Raw genomic sequence first — 18,125 nt, 5'->3', positions numbered from 1 at the left:
CCCTAGAGCCTAGTGCCTTGCGCCTGCTGTTATTTGTCCGCTGTTATCTTGAAATTCCGCTGCAGATGGAACTGGGTCGTGGGTCCGAACCATTTTTCGAAGATCTTCTTCGCTTCGCCGCTCTTCTCCATCTCCAGGATGGTCTTGTTCACGAAGTCGACGAAGTTCTTGTCACCCTTGCGCATCCCGAGACCGTAGGGTTCGTCTGATATCTGGAGATTCGGGATCTCGAACTGTGCCTTGTTGGGAGCCTTGGCGAGAATGCCGGCCAGGATCGCCTCGTCGGTGGTGACGGCAGCGACCTTCCCCTGTTGCAGTGCCAGGAACGCCTGGGGGTAATCGTCGAAGGAGAGAACCGTCGAACTCGGGATAGCCTTCTTGACGTTCTGCTCCGAAGTGGAACCCTTGGCGGTGCCGATCTTTTTCCCTTCCAGATCTTTCAGGCTGCGGACGGCCCCCTTCTTGGTGATGAATTTCTGACCGGTGAAGAAGTAGGTATGGCTGAAGTCGATCTGTTTGGCCCGTTCCGGGTTCTTGGTCATGGTGGCGGCAATGATGTCGATGTTACCTTCCTGGAGTTGGGGCATGCGGCTCGCCGAGGTGACTGGTTTAAGTTCGGCCTTGACGCCGAGCTTCTTGGCGATGGCGTTGATGAAATCGATGTCATAGCCGACGATGGTGCGGCTTTTTTCATCGATGTAGCCGAAGGGGGGGAGAGAGTCCTTGACTCCCGCCACGAGCACCCCTTTTTTCTTTACCTCCGCCAGGGTATCGGCGGGGGGGGCAGCCAGTGCCGCCTTGCCGAGAACGCCAGCCAGTACCATTGCCAGTGCGAGTGTTGCAAGCTTCTTCATGGTTCCCTCCTCAATTGAATTGTCCTGCTCTTTCCCCTTATGGAGATACACGGGGAACGTGGATTTTGCGCTGGATCAAGGCCGCCAAGGGTGAGTGCGGAGGTGTAGCCCCCAAGGCTTACGCAGAGCCAGTGTGAAAGTCGCGTTCCCTCCCGTCAGTGCATGGGGGAGAGGAGCTGCTTCAGGAACTGCTGTGCCCGCTCGTGCTGCGGGTTGCGGAAGAACTCCTCCGGCTTCGCCTCCTCGAGCACCACTCCGTGGTCCATGAAGGCGACCCGGTGGGCGACCTCCCGGGCAAAGCCCATTTCATGGGTCACCACCACCATGGTGATGCCGGTCCCCGCCAGACCCTGCATGACCGCCAGCACCTCGCCGATCATCTCAGGGTCCAGGGCCGAGGTCGGTTCGTCGAACAGCATGATCTTCGGTTTCATGGCAAGAGCCCGGGCAATGGCCACCCGCTGCTGCTGCCCCCCGGAAAGCTGGGACGGGTAGGCGTCCCGCTTTTCGGCCAGCCCGACCCGCGCCAGCAGCGTCATGGCCTGTTCCTCCGCCTCCTTCTTCGGCATCTTGCGGATCTTGAGGGGGGCCAGGGTGATGTTGCCGAGAACGGACAGGTGGGGATAGAGGTTGAACTGCTGGAACACAAAGCCGATTTCAGCGCGCAGCTTGTTGATATCGGTCTTTTTGTCCAGGAGATCCATGCCGTCGACGACCAGTTTCCCCTTGTCTATCGGCTCCAGCTGATTGATGGTACGGATGAGGGTCGACTTGCCGGAACCGGACGGTCCGCAGACAACCAGCACCTCACCCGGCGTAATCCGGAGATTGATATCGTTCAGTACGTGGAGTTGATTGAACCACTTGTGTACACCGGCAAACTGGATCATTCCGTTACTCCTGGCAAAATAGCCGCCCGCCCGAAGGGGAGCGGAAAATCCCTGCAATTGTAGCCAGACCGGCAAAAAAATCAATGCCAAACTGCCGTTCTATAATTAAAAAATTTACTAAAAGAGGTATCAGGGGAGGGCCGGCCGGGAGAGGGTACCCTTGATCGGGATTTCGTAGCGTCCCGGCGACGTCAGGTGCTTGGCAAGAAGGAGGAAGACGAACTTCTGTCGCTCCAGGAAATCCGGTTTCGGCATCAATTCCAGGGTCAGGTTGAGGGGGGCGTTGGCCAGGGGGGAGACGATGGGGATGTCACCCTTGAGCCGCACGTAGAGTTCTTCGCCTTCCAGGGAGAAACTCTCCAGGGTTGCCTTGCTGCCGGCGACTCTCAGCATCCCCTGGACCTGACGGTAGCCGGCGTCGGGGAGGGGGGTGCCGCCGATCTTTATGCCGGCGAGCTCAGCTCCCTTGACATCCAGCTTTATCTCGCCCCGGCGTGCGTTCAGCTTCCCCCGCAGATCTGCATCCACCCGCATGACCCCCTTGGCGGTGGCACCGGTGGCGGTGGGGAAGAAGGGGATATCTTCCAGCCGGAGATCGGTGGCATGCAGCTCTCCACCATTGCGGCGGGACCATGCCCCTTCTATCTGCCCGTTGCCGATACGGGCCCGGACGGCAACCTTTATATCTCCCAGGAAGAGCGGCAGGAGTTTAAGGTGGACCGTTGCCGTGTCGGCTCGAAAAAGCGGGCCGCGCTCGTCCCCGATCTCCATGGCGCGGGCGGTGAGGCCAAGGGGGAATGCCTTGCCGAAGCTGGCGGAGCGAAAGGTATATCCCTCGCTGGCCAGGCCCCGAACGACGAGCCCTTGCAGCTCCCGGGCGGGGGTGAAACAGATGGTCAGGACGAGGAGGAGGCAAAGTGCCGCCGGGATACCGACTGCTATAGAGAGCCCGCGCCGCATTTTCATCGCTGACCGGTCGGGGCCGCCTTGAGGAGGGCGATGGTGAGGGTAAGGTCAAGACGCGCCGGATCATCGAAGCGGGTCTTGATGAATGCCTTCCTGATGATGACCGGTTTGCTCCCCTTCTCCAGCCGGTGGAGAAGGTTGACCGTCTCGTTGGCGGTGAGTCCGTCCAGCTTGACTTCGGCGGCGTCCTCGCTGTAGCCGGGCTGCTCGTTCCCCTTGACCGGTTTGATCTGGCTGTTCTTCCCCTTGATGCCGATCTCTTCGATGAGCTTGGCCGGGGAGTCATCGGGACGGGTTGCGGCAAGGCGGTTAGCCAGCTTCTGGGCGCCGGCGTTGGCAACCTGGTAACGCTGCCTGAGAATGAGCATTTCCGCTACGTCCTTTTCCCGGGCGAGCCGCAGCTTGGCGAGATGGGCGATGCGGCTGTTGGCGGCGGAAAAAAGCACGGCCAGTGCAAGGACGATGGCGATGCCGATCCCCCAGCGGAGGCGGGTGGTACTGTCCAGATTGCGGTACTGTTCGGCCAGGAGGCGCAGATAGGTCACCTTTTTTCCTCCTTGAACGTGCCGCGGAACAGGAAGCTGACGGTTCCGTCCGGTTTGGATTTTATCTCGCTCACTTCCGCGTCGTTGAAGGCGGTGGAGGCCCGGGCCTTGAAGTCATTCACCCCCTGGATGGAGCGGGCGTCCCCCTTGAGCCGGAGCTGACCATTGTCGATTTCCGCCTCGTAGATGCCGGTGACGTCATCCCCCTTGAGCTCCGCAGCCTTGGTCAGTGTGGCCAGTACGTTGCCGGTTGTCGAACTGCCGGAGAGACGCCTGATCTCCCCCTTAAGCTCCCCGACGGCATCCACCGGCTTGTTACGGTTCGGAAACACCTGCCGGTAGATGGAGAGAATGGAGGTGTCGAGTGATTTCAGGTCACGCTGCACCAGGTAGTAGCGGACACCGGTCTCGGCGATGAGTGCGACGAGGAGAATTGCCGCCAGGACCAGTGTCAGCCTGAATTTGCGGCGGGCCAGCGCGTTGCCGGCAGTATAGGCCAGGTCGCCACTCCGGAAGTTCACCGCCCCGCCGGTTCCACAGGCTGCCGCGACGGCATAGGTGGAGGCGAGGTCCCGGGCCGCACCTGCGTCGCCGGCGAATGTCCGGGCCGGCGAGCCGGCGAGGGGAAGTTGCCGGAACGTCAGGCCGGCCGCCGTTGCGGGGAGTGACTGGCGGGCCAGGTCGCCGTGAAGGAGCACTTCCTTCACTGCTATCCCCTTGCCGAGTTCCAGAGCAGCCAGGGTCCTCCCGATTTCTGCAACAGGGTCGCCTTCGGCGAGGGGGCGGCAGGACAGGAGCCGGCCGGCCTGAACCACGGCCAGCGCCTCGCCGTCGGTAATGGCCAGCGGTTCGGTGTTGTCGGTCGGGGTGAGCAGTTCCGGCCAGTGGAGAGCGGATGCGCTCACCATTTCCGGTTCGAGGCCGGCGTCGGTCATGGTCCGTATCAGGTCGGCCACCTCTGTGCGCCTGCTCCAGACAGCCAGGGTCTTGCCGTCGACGAGGGGAAGGGCATCGAATACCAGTTCGTCGGTGTCGATGGCCGTTTCCCCCTTCAGTTCCAGGGGGAGAACCTGGCGTGCCTTGCGCCGGTCCGCAAGGGGGAGGTCTAGCTCCCGCAGAAAGAGACTGGAGGGGGGAAGAGACAGAACCACCTTCTCCCCTTCACGACGGCTGCCGGCCAGCTCCTTCAGCAGGTCGGCAAAAGAGGGGTCGCCGGCGAGGGGATTGCGTCCCCCCCCCAGGAACGCCAGTTCGCCGCGTCGGCGTTGGAAACGCCCCCAGAGCACTTCGCTCTTCGTCAACTGTACGATCAGGTACGTCATCAGTATTCTCTCCAGTAGAGCATCGATGTCTGGTTGCCGTCGATTCTCACCACCGCCTCGATTATCCTCGCGGTTTCATGCACCTGCCCGCGGGAGACCAGGCGGTAGACGGTGCTTCTGGTCTGAATCCGGGTCTGCAGCGCGATCCCGATTTTATCCAGACCGGCGACCTTGAGGATGTCAGCCGGTGATTTGAACGGCGTGGTTTTCCGATAGTCCGTTATGCGTCCCACCAGGTCATCGCTCAGACCTTCGTCCAGGGCTGCCAGCACTTCCGGCGGGGCGGTGTTGATGTTGACCGGTGTCGGTGAACCCGGGAGGGTATTGGCAAAAACGGTGATGTAGGGGCGCAGTCGTTCCATGGTCGTGGCATCGAACCCCTTGACGAGCCGCAGTTCGTCCAGGGTGTCGAAAAATGCGTTCTTTGCCCCATAGGGTGATTGCAACGTGCGGTAATAGGCCGTTTCCCCTCCGGCAGGCTTTGGTTCGTCGTTGGTATCCACCCAGTCTGCAATGCCGTCGCACAGATCCGGCGACAAGCCGGCTTTCTTCAGAAAGCGGGTGGCTATGGGATAATAGGCGTCGATGAAAGTCCCGTTCGACCCGGCTATGGAGTTGAGGTTGATCTTGGCGGCCTCGTCCTCGATGGTCACTTCCACGGAGCCCTGCTCGTCGTCGAGCTTCAGCGGCTTCGCCCACGGGTCGAGGAGGGAGGTGAATCCCTGGTTTGCCATGGTGAGCTGGAGCACCTTGATCCCGCCGGCCACGCCGGATTCGGCGAGAAGGCTTGCCTGCTGGCCATCGACGAAATTCTGCCGCGAACTGGTGTCCACATAGACTTCGCTGACGAATTCGGTGACCAGTGCCACCAGCAGGGCACTCACCACGAGGGTTATGACCAGGGCGAACCCTTTTTCGCTCTTCACCTGCTGGTAACCCGCGGCGTGGCTATGGTGGAGAATTCGGTGGTGCCGTCCCCCTCTTTGAGCCGGATGGTGACCCGGATAGCCTTCGGCAGCCCTGCGTTGAGGCCGGGCGTGGTGTCCCAGGTTCTGACCCATTTGTTGCCGTCGTAGCACTCCACCAGAAAACCCTCCACATCTTCCATCTGCGGGTAGGGGAGGGGGGTGCCGCCCAGGTAACGGTCCCGGGCCTCACGGGTCACCTCAAGCCGTTTATCCTTCTCCTCAACACCGTAGCGTACCGTCACCTGGTCCGATGTGGGGAGGTCGTCGCTCCGGGGTGGGACGATGGTGGTGAATGTCAGGGTCGAGGCTGGCCTGCCGAAAGAGTCACGGTCTTCCACCACGAACGATACCAGCGGTTTTTCCCCCGGTGCTGCCGGCCCGCGGATGAACGTCCCTGACAGCTCCCGCCGTATCTGATCAAGGGTAGTGCGCAGTTCACGGCGGTTTTCCATCCCGGCCGCCGTCGTATCCCGGCCCCGTGTCAGGGCAAAAAAGGTGCCGTAGAGAGCCGTGCTCAGGATAACGAGGAGCGACAGGGCAACCAGCAGTTCCAGCAGGGTGAACCCCGCACTCCTCTCCTTCCGCCTCATGTCGTGAACCGCGTCGGTCGTTGCCTTTGTCATGAACCCGGCGCCCCTGCGGTACTTTCCAGATATTTCGTCAGGGTCAGTTTGTGCCGATCCCCGTCCCAGCCGACCGTAAAGGTCAGCCGGTCAACCCCCGGAATGCCTGCGGAGGCCGTTTCTACCTTCCAGGTTACGTCGGGATGCCGGGGGGCGAAGTTCCCTGATGTCTGCCTCTGTTTCAGAAAGTCGGGGTCGTCCAGTTTGGCCCGGGCCAGCAGCATGGCCTCGGTCTCCTGCCGGTCCCGCACCACCACCCCCAGGTGATAGTTGTAGGAGGTGATGACCGTCAGTATGACACCTGCAAGGATTGCCAGGGCGACCATCACCTCCAGCAGGGTGAACCCCTTCATGGACCCGCCTCCCGGTAACCTTCTTCGACCTTGACCTTGCCGTTCTGGGGGTAGGCGGTCACGGTAAAATGACTGTCGCGGCTCCCCTTCAGGTGAATGACTGCAAAATCCTCAAGCCCTCCCGGGCCGAAGTTGACAGCCACCTCGCCGGCGGTGATTTTTCCGAGGCGGGGGATGGTCATGTCTTCGACATTGATGCCGTCAGCCAGTATCTGTCGGCTGAAAAACGGGTCGGAGTCGGTGCTCTCCTCGCCATTCACCATCTTTATCACCGCCAGCCTGTTGTCGGTCAGGTTGACCCGGAGACGGTAGGCACTCTTGGCGGTGATCGCCTTGTCTCCCGTGTAACGGATCGTTGCTGCCAGGGCTCGGGCCGAGCCGCGCAGGTTGGTGGCATCGGTCGACGGGAGCCGGGGGAATACCAGGAGCGCAACCGTCGCGAGAATGGCCAGCACAACCGCCAGCTCGATGAGGGTAAAACCGCCGGAACGGCAGTTTTGAATTTTGACCCAAACTGCGGGCCTAAAGAATTTTGAATTTTGAGTTTTTGTCACCACAACTCAACGATCTAGGTGTTCGAACATAAAACACGGTCCGGTCGGGAACGCGATTTTTTCGCAAGGTCAAGGCGGTCGAGGGATGATGCGGAGACGAGAAATATCCGCCGCACAATTTCGCTTGCGAAATTGGACCGCGAAGGCGCCCCGAAGGGGGCGGCCGCAGGCCGAGTCACAAGGAATTCCGACGACCAACGCCGAGATTGCGGAAAAGGCGCGTTCCCTATTTCATGTCGTAGCTGCAGATGTCCGCGTTCTTCCCTTCCCCCCCCTTGACGCTGTCGGCGCCCAGGGAACAGAGGTCGTAGTCGCCGTGCTCACCCGGCGAGAGATAGACGTAGTCGGTCTTCCACGGATCCTGGGGAACCTGCTTGCTCTCCAGGTATCCCTCCGCCTTGTAGTTCTTCGGGATCACCCCGACGGTCGGCTTGGTAATGAGCGCCGCCAGCCCCTGCTCGGTGGTCGGGTAAGCGCCATTGTCCAGCTTGTAGAGCTTGAGGGCGCTCTCGATCTGCCGGATCTGGTTCTTGGCCACGGATATCTTGGCGTCGTCGCTCCGCCCCATGATCTTGGGGCCGACCAGGGCTGCCAGCAGGGCGAGAATGACGATCACCACCATGATTTCGATGAGGGTGAAGCCGCGGTTATCGCGTAATGCATTGTTCATGAAAAGACCTCCTCAGACGGGTTCAACGTTCAACGTTCAAGGTTGCAGGCCGTCAGGGTGTGAGCGTCGAACCTTTAACCGGGGACGTTGAACGTTATTTGATCAGCTGATTGAGCTGGAAGATCGGGAGCAGCACGGCGATGACCACGAAACCGACGCAGATACCCATCCCCAGTACCAAAAGCGGCTCCAGCAGGGCCATGGAGCGGGTGACAGCGGTGTCGAACTCCTTTTCGAAGGCGCCCCCGGCCTTGGCGAGCATCTGTTCCAGTTCACCACCCTTTTCCCCTACCGCCACCATGTGGACGAGCAGGGGGGGGAAAAGGGGGTTCTTGCCGAGGCCGGCCGCCAGGGTCCCCCCCTGGATCAGTTCTTCCCGGACCTGGGCCAGGCACCCCCGGTACTCACGGTTGACCACTACGTCGCCGGTGATCTCCATGGCCCGGATGACCGGCACGCCGCTGGCGAGAAGGAGCCCGAGCACCTTGGCGAAGCGGGAGAGGATCAGCCGCTGCATGAGGGGGCCGACGAGGGGAAGGCGGAGCAGCCAGCGGTCCTGCCACTGTCGCACGCTTTCCCTGCGCCGCAGCCGGTCGTAGCCGATAGCCGCGCCGCAGCCGGCCAGTACCAGGAGCCACCATCCCTTCTGGAGCAGGGTGCTCACCTTGATGAGGATGATGGTTATGAGCGGCAGGGTTGCCTTGCTCTCCTGGAAGACGGTGATGATCTTCGGCACCACGAAGGCGAGGAGGAACAGCATCACACCGCTCCCCACCACCAGCATCAGGATCGGGTAGGCGAGGGAGGTGACCACCTTGCTCCGCACCGCTTCCTGGTCTTCCTGGAAGCCGGCGAGTTTCTCCAGGACGGTTTCCAGCGCCCCGCTCGCCTCGCCTGCTGCCACCATGCTGATGTAGCTTTCACTGAAGACGTGGGGTGCGCCCCCCAGAGCCTTGGCCAGGGTGGACCCTTCGGCCAGCCGGTCACGGACCCGGTTCAGGATGTTCTTCAGCTCCCCCGGACGCTCCTGTTCGTAGAGGGTGGTGACCGCTTCGAACACCGGCACTGCCGACCCGATGAGGGTGGCGAGCCTGCGGGTCATGAGGGAGAGGTCGGCGATACTGACCCGTCGTCGCCAGCTTCGCCGCTGCGTATCGCCGGGTAGTCCGGTATCGGGGACAAGCTCCTTCGGGTAGAGTCCCTGGTTCTTCAGCCGCAGCCGCGCATCCCGGAGATTTTCGGCATCGATGGTGCCGGCCACCTCGGAACCTGCCGCCCTGAATGCGCTATAGCGGAAGGTCGGCATAATCCTCCTGGGTTACCCGCAGGACCTCCTCGATGGTGGTGATGCCGGCGGCAACCTTGGCCATGCCGTCGTCCCGGAGGGTCTTCATTCCCCTGCCGATGGCGTATTCCTTGATCTCCCCCGCCGAGCAGCGGCGGATAATCATGGAGCAGAGTTCCGCGTCCACGGGGAGTGATTCGTAGATGCCGACCCGCCCCGCCATGCCGATGCCGAAACAGAGGTCGCAACCCTTCCCCCGGTAAAGGGTCGACGGCAGCTCGATCCCCGGGTACTGCCGGTCCGGTGTGTACGCCTCGCGACAGTGGGGACAGATCTTGCGGACGAGCCGCTGGGCCATGACCGCTGCCAGGGAGGAGGCGACCATGAACGGCTCGATTCCCATATCGATGAGCCGTGACACCGCGGTGGCCGAATCGTTGGTGTGGAGGGTGGAGAGGACCAGGTGGCCGGTGAGGGACGCCTGCATGGCTATTTCCGCCGTCTCCGCGTCCCGGATCTCCCCCACCATGATGATGTCCGGGTCCTGGCGCAGGATGGAGCGGAGGCCGCTGGCGAAGGTGAGATCGATCTTGGGGTTTACCTGGATCTGGCCGACCCCCTTCAACTGGTACTCCACCGGGTCCTCGATGGTGATGATGTTCTTCTCGGGGGAGTTCAGGTAGTTGAGGGCGGCGTAGAGGGTGGTGGACTTGCCGCTGCCGGTGGGACCGGTGACGAGGATGATGCCGCTGGTCCGCTTCAGGAGACGTTCGAACGTCTGGACTGACGTATCCGAGAACCCCAGGTGGGAGAGGGAGATGATCCCCTTCTGCTTGTCCAGGAGGCGGAGCACCACCCGCTCGCCGAAGAAGGTGGGGATGATGGAGACACGGATGTCCACGTCCCGCCCGGCGACGATGACCCGTATCCGTCCGTCCTGGGGGAGGCGTTTCTCGGCGATGTTGAGGGAGGCCATGATCTTGACCCGGGAGATGAGGGCCTCCTGGACCACCTTGGGGGGGGAGAGCATCTTGTAGAGGATGCCGTCGATCCGGAAACGGACCTCCAGTTCCCGTTCGTACGGCTCGATGTGGATATCGCTGGCCCGCTCCTTCACCGCCTGGAAGAGGATGGAGTTGAGGAGCCTGATGACCGGCGCCTCGTCGGCGAGGTCCATGAGGTCCTTCGGCTCGGCCAGCTCGGTGGCGATGGTGGAGAGATCTTCCCCCTGCAACTCTTCCACAACCTCCTGGGCCGATCCCGAGAGCCGGGAATAGAGGCGGTTGATGGCGTCCAGCAGCACCTGCCGCGGCACCAGCACGGCAGCCGTCGGCATGGCGAACAGCCCCCGCATTTCGTCCAGGGAGAGGAGGTTTGCCGGGTCGCCGATAGCCACCAGGAGCCTCCCCTCTTCTTCGTGGAGGGGAAGGAGGAGGTTGGCGCGGGCGAAGGCAAGGGGGAGCCTGCTCAGCAGAGCCGTATCCACCTGGCTGTCATCGATCTCCGCCTGGCAGGGGAGGCCGAGCCGGCCGGCAAGGTTTTCCAGTTCCGCGGTCATGGTCATTGCGTCGGTGGGGTCTCCTCGGGTTTCTTGCCGTACCGTTGCAGCTGTTCGTTGATGTCGAGCCAGCGGTCTCCCGTGGTTGCATCACTGAAACGCTTCTTCTGCTCTGCCGCGATATCGGCCATCTCTTCCACCCCCCTGACGATGCGGGGGGTGAGAACGATCATCAGGTTGGTTTTTTTCCGTTGCTTGCTCGTGGTCTTGAAAAGCCAGCCGAGGAGGGGGATGTCACCCAGGAGGGGGATCTTTTTGATGGTCTCCGTTTCCTGGTCCTGGATCAGGCCGCCGATGACCACCGTCTCCTTGTCCTTGACGACAACGGAGGTCTTGGCCGAACGTTTGGTGGTGGTGATGTCGGCCGCAGCGCCGGTGCTGAGAGCGTCCTTGACCGCGGAGATCTCCTGGTAGATGTCAAGCTTGACGTATTCCCCCTCGCTGATCTGGGGGGTTATCTTGAGGGTGATGCCGGTGTCTTTCCGCTCGATGGACTGCTGTGGGGCGATCTGACTGCTCGAGCCGTAGGTAATGCTTCCCCGGAAGGGGACGTTTTCACCGACGAAGATCTCCGCCTCCTTGTTGTCCGAGGTGAGGATATTGGGGGTGGAGAGAACGTTCACCGTCCCGTCGGTAAAGAGCGCCTTGAGGTTGCCGGCGAGCTGGAGATTGGTGTTTCCGGCAACCCCCGTCAGGAAGGTGGTGATGAGGGCCTGGGCCGGGTCGGTGGCGCCGATGAAATTGAACGGGTCAAATGCCCCGGCGGCGGCGGTGTTGCCGGTGATTCCCCCGCCCGTGGCGCCGAGCTGCACCCCCAGCTCCTTCAGCTTGTCCAATGACACCTCGGCGATGAGCGCCTGCACGAAGACCTGGCGCCGCCGCTTATCCAGCTTCTGGATCACCTGGAGGAGGTTCTGGTAGTCGTTGGGTGAGGCCATGATGACGAGGGAGTTGGTTGCCTTGTCGGGGGTTATGGTGATCTTTCCACCCTCGAAGGGGGACTGCTGGGCCGGCGCTGTGGCACCGGCGGCCGGGGTTGCCGGCGCTCCCTTCACCACCCCGTCCAGAACCTTGGCCACCTCGGTGGCGTCGGCATTTTCCAGGGAGTAGACGTTGACCTTGCTGCTGGAGGAGGGGGGGACCACGTCGATCATGGCGACGAGCTTCTTGATGTCCTCCTTGTCCTTGTCGCTGCCGAAGACGATGAGGGCGTTCAGGCGGGTGTCCGGGATGATGGTGCCGCCAATCCCCGAACTCACGCTCTGGCCCGGGGTGCGAGGCGTGGTGGCCTTGTCCCGGTTGCCGAGCCATTCCCGTGCCACGCTGGCGGCGTTGTCGGCCGCCGCGTTTTTGAGGAAGATCACCTCTCCCCCTTCGCGGCGCTGGCTGGTGTCGATCAGTTTCAGGATGCCGAGGACCTTCTCGATGTTGAGGGAAGAATCAACCACGAGCAGCATGTTGGCCGGACCGAAGGAGGAGATGTAACCGTCCTTGGAAACCACCGGCTGGAGAAAGGCGACCGCTTCCTGGCTGGAGATGTTGTCGAGGGAGATGACCCGGGCGACGTACGCTTCGTTTACCGCCCCCCGCTCCTGATCGCTGAGTATCTTCATCCCCGACTGCTTGGCAGCGGAAATGGGGACGATCTTGTAGACCTTCCCCGCCTGGACGACGGTGAACCCCTTCAGTTCCAGCACCGACGTGAAGACATTGAACGCTTCGTCGGTGGAGAGCTTGGCCGGCGAGAAGACCGATATCTTCCCCTTGACCCGGTCGTCCATGACGAAATTTTTCCCCGTCAGATCGCTGATGAACTTGGCCATGGTGGAGATGTCCACCTCGTTGAAGTTCAGTATGACCCCCTTGGCATGGGCTGCCGCTGGCATTGTCAGGAGAAGCAGAAGGAGAGTCGTGGGGAAGAAACGTAAAATATGTCTAGTCAATGGATGCCTCCACAAGAGGTACATGGAATGAAAATGGTGGTTTGGAACCTGCCCGTGCCTTCTTCATCGTATGTCATAGTTGAACGAGGTCGGCTGGCCGTCCCGGACCAGGTCAAGCTTGATGCGGCTCTGCCCCTTGAGGGATGCCAGCGACTGGATTGCCTTTTCCGGCGAATCGATGGGGAAATCGTTGATCCGGAGGAGCACGTCGCCGTTTCTCATCCCGACGGTGCTGAATATCCCCCCCTGCCGGACTTCAGAGACCCTGAACCCTTCAACCTTACCGTCCTTCATGCTCGGAAGAAGCCGGGCATCGGTCATGGCCTGGCCGATATTGTCAAGCGCCGCGTTGAGGGCACGCTGGTCAATGACGTAGCTCCCGGTCCCCACTTGCGTGGCGAGGCCACCACGCCCCTGCGCCGGGGGCTGGCTTGCGCTGGAAGTGGCTTCGGCAGCCACCGCCGTCGGGGTGAGGATCTTCACCCTCTGGCCGCCGGCCAGTATTTCGGCGCTTTCCTTCTGGACTGCCACCAGTGGTCCCATGTCGAACACCTGGTCGCCGAGCCGGAAAACCCGCTCCTCCTTGCTGGATATCTTCTGGATAAGGGCGAAGGTCTCCCGGAACGACCCGCGGGCGGTGCCGAGGAGGAGCAGGTCACTCTGGGAGGTGCCTGCCTGCTTCGTGGGTGACGTGGCGATGACGGGGGTAAGCTGTCCCTGGGTTGCCTTGCCGAACAGTCCCCTGGTGAGAATCGGCGCAAACGACATGAGGTCCTCGGCGGCAGGGGGGGGGAGGGTGGCGACTGCCGGAGTTTTTGCGGCGCCGGGGAACAGTTTGCCAAGGCGGAACGAGACAAGATCGGAGGCGATCAGGGCAACGACCGAAAGGATGAGAAGCGTGAGCGCGATGTTAAGGGGTACGACCCATTTCTGCATGCAACTGCCCTTTGCCGAGGTCATTGAAACCAGGAAAATATAGTAGATGTCCCCTCTGTATGCAAGCGGAAATAAGGCTCCGCCGCCGCTTGCGATGGTGGGGCCTGGTGGTTCCGGTTGTGAAGGATAGGGTTCTGCTACGGAATTGCTCCAAGTATGCTTCATGCGAGGTGCAGATGCAAGGTCCCGGTACGGTTTCCTTGCAGTGAAAGGGGTGCCGTTTACGACCGGTCTTGAATTCATCGCGGCCCTTGTGCTACCATTCGCCCCACCATGGAGACAGTGATACCGAAAAACGGCGCTCCGGTACTCGTCATTGCCGCAACCCTTCCGGAAATCGACAACCTGGTCAGGGCAATCGGCCCGGGACGGCAGGATTCCGTGCAGTTCCGCCAGGTACACGCGGGAACGATCGACGGTGTATCGGTGGTGCTGGGGGTAACCGGCATGGGAAAGGTCAATGCCGCTTCGACCCTGACCCTTCTGGTGGAGCGTTACCGGCCGCAACTCGTCATCAATACCGGTTGTGCCGGCGCCTATGACGGGAGCGGTCTCGCGGTCGGCGATCTGGCGGTTGCCAGTGTCGAGGCCTACGGAGATGACGGTGTGCTCACCCCGGCCGGCTGGGAGCCTCTGGACATCATCGGCATTCCCCTGCTGGAGCGGAAGGGGAGGCGCTATTTCAACGAATTCCCCCTCTCTTTTTCGGCGAGCGAGAAGGCCATGCGTCTGGCGGCAGCCCTCGGCATTCCCGTCAAGCGGGGGCGCTTCGTCACCGTCTCCACCTGCAGCGGCAGCACGTCCCGCGGGAGGGAACTTGCCGGCCGGTTCGATGCCCTCTGCGAGAACATGGAGGGTGCGGCGGTGGCCCATGTGTCGCTCATGTACGGCATCGACTGCCTGGAGGTGCGGGGGATCAGCAACCCGGTGGAGGACCGTGACCTGTCCCGCTGGAACATCCCCCGCGCCGTGGAGAACGCCCAGCGGTTCGTCCTGAAATACATTCAGAGTCTTGCCATAAAGGAGTCCGGGTCCCGTGAGTGACCATTCGCTGTCACCCGCTTCCTCCCCTGTGGCCGGTACGGGGAGCGACAGGGAGCTGTCCTTGGGCTTTTCCCCCTGTCCCAACGACACCTTTATCTTCAATGCCCTGGTTCATGGCGTGGTAGCATGTGATGGCTACCGCTTTCGGGAGCGACTCGAAGACGTGGAGACCCTCAACCGCCTCGTCCTGGCCAGGGCTCTCGATATCAGCAAGATATCCTATCACCTCCTCGGTTTCATCCGGGATGACTACGTAGTACTCCGTTCCGGCGGAGCCCTTGGCCGGGGCTGCGGTCCCCTGCTGGTCGCCCGGCAGCCGCTTTCCCCCGAAGCGCTGCGGGGTAAGCCGATCGCCGTTCCCGGCCGTTATACCACCGCCTGTCTCCTGCTCCGCCTGTTCGACCCGGCCCTCGACAACCTGGTCTTCATGCCGTTCCATGAGATCATGGGCGCCGTCGGGCGGGGAGAGGTCGCAGCGGGGGTCATCATCCACGAATCGCGCTTTACCTTCGCCGATTACGGTCTGGTCCGGCTTCTGGACCTGGGGGAGTGGTGGGAGCGGGATTCGGGCTGTCCCATCCCCCTGGGAGGGATCGTGATGCGTCGTGCTCTCGGGACAGAAGTGGTCACTGCCGTAGAAAGGGCGCTCCGGTCAAGCGTCCAATACGCCTTCGATCATCCCGAAGCTGCCAATGGCTATGTACGCGCCCATTCCCAGGAACTGAGCGACGAGGTGTGCGCAGCCCACATCGACCTCTACGTCAATCCCTTCTCCCTTGCCCTCGGCCCCGAGGGGGAGTCCGCCGTAGAAACCCTCCTGGGACGTGCCGAAAAGGCCGGTCTCATCCCCCCGTCCACCCACAGCATTTTCCTTCCCTCGTAACTCTGTGTGTTTCCGTTAAGATGCGGTAACTGCTTGAAAAATAAAAAATTACGCCCGTTTTCCCTCCCTTTTTCTTGACCTGGGTAACTCGTCTGTGCTATAAGGTCCCCTCGCCCAAGAAGGAGGTGCGCATGGCAACACCGAACCCGAGGGGCAGATTGGCGTTGATTGTTTTTCTCTGCCAGCTGGCCCTCATGGTCCACACACTTCCCCTGCAGGCTGACGAAACCAAAACCGACAGCAACCAAGCAGAGATCACCGCCCCGGCGGAAGGGGCACGTGACGGGATGGTAGGGATCGCTTCCTACTACGCCAAACGCTACAACGGCAGAAGAACCAATTCGGGGGTACGCTACAATCCGGAAAAGCTGACGGCAGCTCATCAGGATCTCCCCCACGGTACCAGGGTGAAGGTTATAAACCTCGCCAACGATAAAGAGGTCGTGGTTACGGTCAATGACCGCTGCCGCAAGCGGAGCAGGCCGTTCATCGACCTGTCCCGCGCGGCGGCCAGAGAGCTCGGATTTCTCGGCAAGGGGGTCGCCCGGGTCAGGATCATCGTCCTGGCTGACGGGACACAAGAATCGAGCTGACACAATTTTATATGTTTGGGCGAAACGGAAGAGGCCGGGGGGAATCCCCGGCCTCTTTGCATTTGCCGAATAAAAAAAACAGGCCGGAAGTGACTCCGGCCTGTCGTGACGTGGTGAGGGCTGATGGCGCAGCAAGCTACTGCTTGGCCTTCTTGGCCCCCTTCTTGGCCGTCTTTTGGGTGCCGGCCTTTGCACCGCTCTTCTTCTTGCCCTTTTTTGTCGCCTGCCCGGCTTTAACTTTCTTCCCTTTTTTCCCTTTGGTAACTTTTTTCCCCTTATGCCGGGGTTCCGGCGAAAGTTCGTCCCGGATATTGTTGAGGAGAACCGCGGTTTCCTCCAGGGCCGGATCGGCTTTTTTAGCTGCCTCCAAGGCTTCCTTTGCCTCCTGGATGTTGCCGGTCTTCATGTAGACCCGTCCCAGGGCGTTAAGGGCCTTGGCGTGGTCAGCCTTCAACTCGATGGCGGCCTTGTAGGCAGGGATGGCGTTTTCATATTCTTTCTTGAATTCGTAGATAATCCCCAGCTTGTAGTGGGCGTTGGGGTCCTTGGGCGCCAGTTCCACGCTTTCTTTGAGGAGTTTGACCAATTCGTCGTAGTTTTTGTTCTTGACGTAGATAGCGGTAAGGGCGGTGCGGGCGTCGGCGTCGTCCTTTTTCAGGCGAAGCACCTCACGGTACTGTTTTTCCGCCGCATCCATCTGGTTGTTCCGTTTGTAGAGGGCTGCCAGTTCCCGGTGGGCCTCCAGATTTTCCGCGTCCAGCCGGACCGCTTCCGCGTATGCCGCGACCGCCTCCTTGTAATTCTTGGTTTTTACGTAGACGCGGGCCAGTTTGAAGTGGATGAGGGGGTTGTCCTTCCTGTTCTTGAGGAGTTCCTGATACTGCTCGATGGCCTGGGGGAAACTTCCCCTCAGGGAATAGATGTCTGCCAGGCGCCGTCGGGCATCGCCGAAGTCGTTGTCGTATTTGAGCGACTGCCGGTACTCCACGACCGCTTCGTCCAGGAGCCCCTTCTTTTCAAAGATGGTGCCCAGGCTGTAATGGACCGGGGCGCTTCCTCCGTTGAGGCGCACCGCTTCCCGATAAGCGGATGCAGCGTCGTCATCCCGGTTGGCAGCCTGATAGGTGTCACCCAGTTTCTGGAAGACGGCCGGCCGTTCCGGTTTTTCCTTGATGGCGGCCAGGTACTCGACGGCGGCCTTGTCGTAATTCTTCGCCTGGAAGTACTCATCTCCCTTGAGGAGGTGTTCGTCGAACTGGCCAGAGCTGCTTATCCCTCCCAGGACGGCTTCGTATTCCGCAGATTTCCGGTCCCCCTTCTTCATGTAGGCATCTGCCATAAGGCGGTGAATTCCCTTGTTTTGGGGACTGGCGGTTGCCGCTTTTTTCAGCACTTCCAGGGCGCGATCGGGCTGGTTCTTTTCGATCAGGAGCCTGGCCAGGCCAAGTTGGGCCGGCTCGTACTCTGAATCTATCTCAAGCGCTTTTGAGTACGCATCTTCCGCGTTGTCTGTCTGCCCCATGCCAACGTAGACATCGGCCAGCCCGGCATGGAGAGAGGGGTCTGAAGGGAACCCCTTGAGAGCCTCGGTATAGTGGTGGATGGCGAGGGTATAGAGCTTGCGTTCGCTGAAAACCTTTGCCAGCCCCCGTTGGTAACGGGGGTCGGGCGCATCCTTCACTGCCTTGGTCAGTTCGAGCGCCGCCTCGTCGAGCATCCCCTTTTGCAGGTAGAGAAGACCCAGGTTGCCGCTCGCCTGGTAAAATGCCGGATCGTCCCTGAGTGCTTCCTGATACTCCTGGACAGCCCGGTCGGTATTGCCTCCCGATTCCTGCTGGACACCCTGCACAAAATGGCCGACGGCGCCGTCGGGGCAGAGATTGAGTATTCTGGTTTCCAGCGCCACCCGCGCTGCATTCTCTTTGGTATTGGCAAGTTCCGCCAGCATTTCCCGCGCCTGGCGACAATTGTCCGTCGGTCCGAATCCCCAGTCGAATCCCCAGGCAAGCTGGGGGAACACGAGCAGGGTAATCAGCAGCAGATAGATTCTCATCTGTTCCTCATGGGTCGCTAGGATTTAAAGGCTGGGGGATTATACACAGCAGTGACCCAAAGTTCAATTCATAAGAGGTCAGATT

Annotated in this window: 18 protein-coding genes; 3 read left to right on the top strand and 15 right to left on the bottom strand. The window is 61.1% G+C overall.

Annotated features, from left to right (window positions below; translation table 11 throughout):
• Positions 1-29: 29 nt before the first annotated feature.
• The 14 genes from KI810_RS00550 to gspC form a co-directional block, all read right to left on the bottom strand.
• Positions 30-854, bottom strand: a complete 825-nt coding sequence (locus KI810_RS00550; RefSeq protein ID WP_214173541.1) for an ABC transporter substrate-binding protein — start codon at positions 852-854, stop codon at positions 30-32.
• Between the two features lie 155 nt (positions 855-1,009).
• On the bottom strand, positions 1,010-1,744 hold the full coding sequence (locus KI810_RS00545) for an amino acid ABC transporter ATP-binding protein (protein WP_214173540.1): 735 nt from the start codon (positions 1,742-1,744) through the stop codon (positions 1,010-1,012).
• Positions 1,745-1,873: 129 nt separating this feature from the next.
• The gene (gene gspN / locus KI810_RS00540; RefSeq protein WP_214173539.1) at positions 1,874-2,710 is read right to left on the bottom strand and encodes a type II secretion system protein GspN; all 837 of its coding nucleotides are present in this window, start codon (positions 2,708-2,710) and stop codon (positions 1,874-1,876) included.
• Positions 2,707-3,255, bottom strand: a complete 549-nt coding sequence (locus tag KI810_RS00535; RefSeq protein ID WP_214173538.1) for a general secretion pathway protein GspM — start codon at positions 3,253-3,255, stop codon at positions 2,707-2,709. Before KI810_RS00535 ends, gspN begins: the two co-directional genes overlap by 4 nt.
• Positions 3,252-4,577, bottom strand: coding sequence for a type II secretion system protein GspL (gspL, locus tag KI810_RS00530; RefSeq protein WP_214173537.1), 1,326 nt, complete (start codon positions 4,575-4,577; stop codon positions 3,252-3,254). Before gspL ends, KI810_RS00535 begins: the two co-directional genes overlap by 4 nt.
• Positions 4,577-5,503 carry a type II secretion system minor pseudopilin GspK gene (gene gspK, locus KI810_RS00525; RefSeq protein WP_214173536.1) on the bottom strand — a complete coding sequence of 309 codons (927 nt, stop codon included), beginning with the start codon at positions 5,501-5,503 and terminating at the stop codon, positions 4,577-4,579. Before gspK ends, gspL begins: the two co-directional genes overlap by 1 nt.
• Entirely contained in the window at positions 5,500-6,168 is a 669-nt protein-coding gene (locus tag KI810_RS00520) for a type II secretion system protein GspJ (RefSeq protein ID WP_246525101.1), read from the bottom strand. Before KI810_RS00520 ends, gspK begins: the two co-directional genes overlap by 4 nt.
• Positions 6,165-6,521, bottom strand: a complete 357-nt coding sequence (locus tag KI810_RS00515; RefSeq protein ID WP_214173535.1) for a type IV pilus modification PilV family protein — start codon at positions 6,519-6,521, stop codon at positions 6,165-6,167. The genes KI810_RS00520 and KI810_RS00515 overlap by 4 nt, the downstream gene beginning before the upstream one ends.
• Positions 6,518-7,075: a pilus assembly FimT family protein gene (locus tag KI810_RS00510; RefSeq protein WP_425513885.1), complete on the bottom strand. Its 558-nt coding sequence runs from the start codon at positions 7,073-7,075 to the stop codon at positions 6,518-6,520. Before KI810_RS00510 ends, KI810_RS00515 begins: the two co-directional genes overlap by 4 nt.
• A gap of 226 nt (positions 7,076-7,301) precedes the next feature.
• Positions 7,302-7,745, bottom strand: a complete 444-nt coding sequence (gspG, locus tag KI810_RS00505; RefSeq protein ID WP_214173534.1) for a type II secretion system major pseudopilin GspG — start codon at positions 7,743-7,745, stop codon at positions 7,302-7,304.
• Between the two features lie 94 nt (positions 7,746-7,839).
• A complete protein-coding gene (gene gspF / locus KI810_RS00500; protein WP_214173533.1) occupies positions 7,840-9,051 on the bottom strand; it encodes a type II secretion system inner membrane protein GspF in 1,212 nt (403 codons plus the stop codon).
• Positions 9,032-10,594 (bottom strand): type II secretion system ATPase GspE, encoded by a 1,563-nt coding sequence (gene gspE, locus KI810_RS00495; RefSeq protein ID WP_214173532.1) that lies wholly within the window; start codon positions 10,592-10,594, stop codon positions 9,032-9,034. Before gspE ends, gspF begins: the two co-directional genes overlap by 20 nt.
• Positions 10,591-12,474, bottom strand: a complete 1,884-nt coding sequence (gene gspD, locus KI810_RS00490; protein WP_214174670.1) for a type II secretion system secretin GspD — start codon at positions 12,472-12,474, stop codon at positions 10,591-10,593. Before gspD ends, gspE begins: the two co-directional genes overlap by 4 nt.
• Positions 12,475-12,594: 120 nt before the next feature.
• The gene (gene gspC / locus KI810_RS00485; RefSeq protein WP_214173531.1) at positions 12,595-13,467 is read right to left on the bottom strand and encodes a type II secretion system protein GspC; all 873 of its coding nucleotides are present in this window, start codon (positions 13,465-13,467) and stop codon (positions 12,595-12,597) included.
• A gap of 282 nt (positions 13,468-13,749) precedes the next feature.
• Between gspC and mqnB the strand changes: the two genes are divergently transcribed.
• The 3 genes from mqnB (at position 13,750) to KI810_RS00470 (ending at position 15,987) form a co-directional block, all read left to right on the top strand.
• Positions 13,750-14,511, top strand: a complete 762-nt coding sequence (gene mqnB / locus KI810_RS00480) for a futalosine hydrolase (RefSeq protein WP_343213448.1) — start codon at positions 13,750-13,752, stop codon at positions 14,509-14,511.
• A 28-nt stretch (positions 14,512-14,539) separates the two neighbouring features.
• Positions 14,540-15,394: a 1,4-dihydroxy-6-naphtoate synthase gene (locus KI810_RS00475; RefSeq protein ID WP_214174669.1), complete on the top strand. Its 855-nt coding sequence runs from the start codon at positions 14,540-14,542 to the stop codon at positions 15,392-15,394.
• A 131-nt stretch (positions 15,395-15,525) separates the two neighbouring features.
• On the top strand, positions 15,526-15,987 hold the full coding sequence (locus KI810_RS00470; RefSeq protein ID WP_214173529.1) for a septal ring lytic transglycosylase RlpA family protein: 462 nt from the start codon (positions 15,526-15,528) through the stop codon (positions 15,985-15,987).
• Positions 15,988-16,123: 136 nt separating this feature from the next.
• On the opposite strand, the gene KI810_RS00465 is transcribed toward KI810_RS00470, so the two are convergent.
• The gene (locus tag KI810_RS00465) at positions 16,124-18,040 is read right to left on the bottom strand and encodes a tetratricopeptide repeat protein (protein WP_214173528.1); all 1,917 of its coding nucleotides are present in this window, start codon (positions 18,038-18,040) and stop codon (positions 16,124-16,126) included.
• Positions 18,041-18,125: the final 85 nt, after the last annotated feature.

The sequence above is a fragment of the Geomobilimonas luticola genome, from assembly GCF_018476905.1.
GTDB classification, from domain to species: domain Bacteria; phylum Desulfobacterota; class Desulfuromonadia; order Geobacterales; family Geobacteraceae; genus Geomobilimonas; species Geomobilimonas luticola.
The sequence above is the reverse complement of the archived record's forward strand: the minus strand, read 5'-3'. Positions and strand labels throughout refer to the sequence as shown.

Excerpts from the sequence above, each read along its gene's own strand:
- KI810_RS00550 (WP_214173541.1), bottom strand. The coding sequence starts at position 854 with ATGAAGAAGCTTGCAACACTCGCACTGGCAATGGTACTGGCTGGCGTT.
- KI810_RS00545 (WP_214173540.1), bottom strand. The coding sequence starts at position 1,744 with ATGATCCAGTTTGCCGGTGTACACAAGTGGTTCAATCAACTCCACGTA.
- gspN (WP_214173539.1), bottom strand. The coding sequence starts at position 2,710 with ATGAAAATGCGGCGCGGGCTCTCTATAGCAGTCGGTATCCCGGCGGCA.
- gspL (WP_214173537.1), bottom strand. The coding sequence starts at position 4,577 with ATGACGTACCTGATCGTACAGTTGACGAAGAGCGAAGTGCTCTGGGGG.
- KI810_RS00520 (WP_246525101.1), bottom strand. The coding sequence starts at position 6,168 with ATGACAAAGGCAACGACCGACGCGGTTCACGACATGAGGCGGAAGGAG.
- KI810_RS00515 (WP_214173535.1), bottom strand. The coding sequence starts at position 6,521 with ATGAAGGGGTTCACCCTGCTGGAGGTGATGGTCGCCCTGGCAATCCTT.
- gspG (WP_214173534.1), bottom strand. The coding sequence starts at position 7,745 with ATGAACAATGCATTACGCGATAACCGCGGCTTCACCCTCATCGAAATC.
- gspF (WP_214173533.1), bottom strand. The coding sequence starts at position 9,051 with ATGCCGACCTTCCGCTATAGCGCATTCAGGGCGGCAGGTTCCGAGGTG.
- gspE (WP_214173532.1), bottom strand. The coding sequence starts at position 10,594 with ATGACCATGACCGCGGAACTGGAAAACCTTGCCGGCCGGCTCGGCCTC.
- gspD (WP_214174670.1), bottom strand. The coding sequence starts at position 12,474 with ATGCCAGCGGCAGCCCATGCCAAGGGGGTCATACTGAACTTCAACGAG.
- gspC (WP_214173531.1), bottom strand. The coding sequence starts at position 13,467 with ATGCAGAAATGGGTCGTACCCCTTAACATCGCGCTCACGCTTCTCATC.
- KI810_RS00470 (WP_214173529.1), top strand. The coding sequence starts at position 15,526 with ATGGCAACACCGAACCCGAGGGGCAGATTGGCGTTGATTGTTTTTCTC.
- KI810_RS00465 (WP_214173528.1), bottom strand. The coding sequence starts at position 18,040 with ATGAGAATCTATCTGCTGCTGATTACCCTGCTCGTGTTCCCCCAGCTT.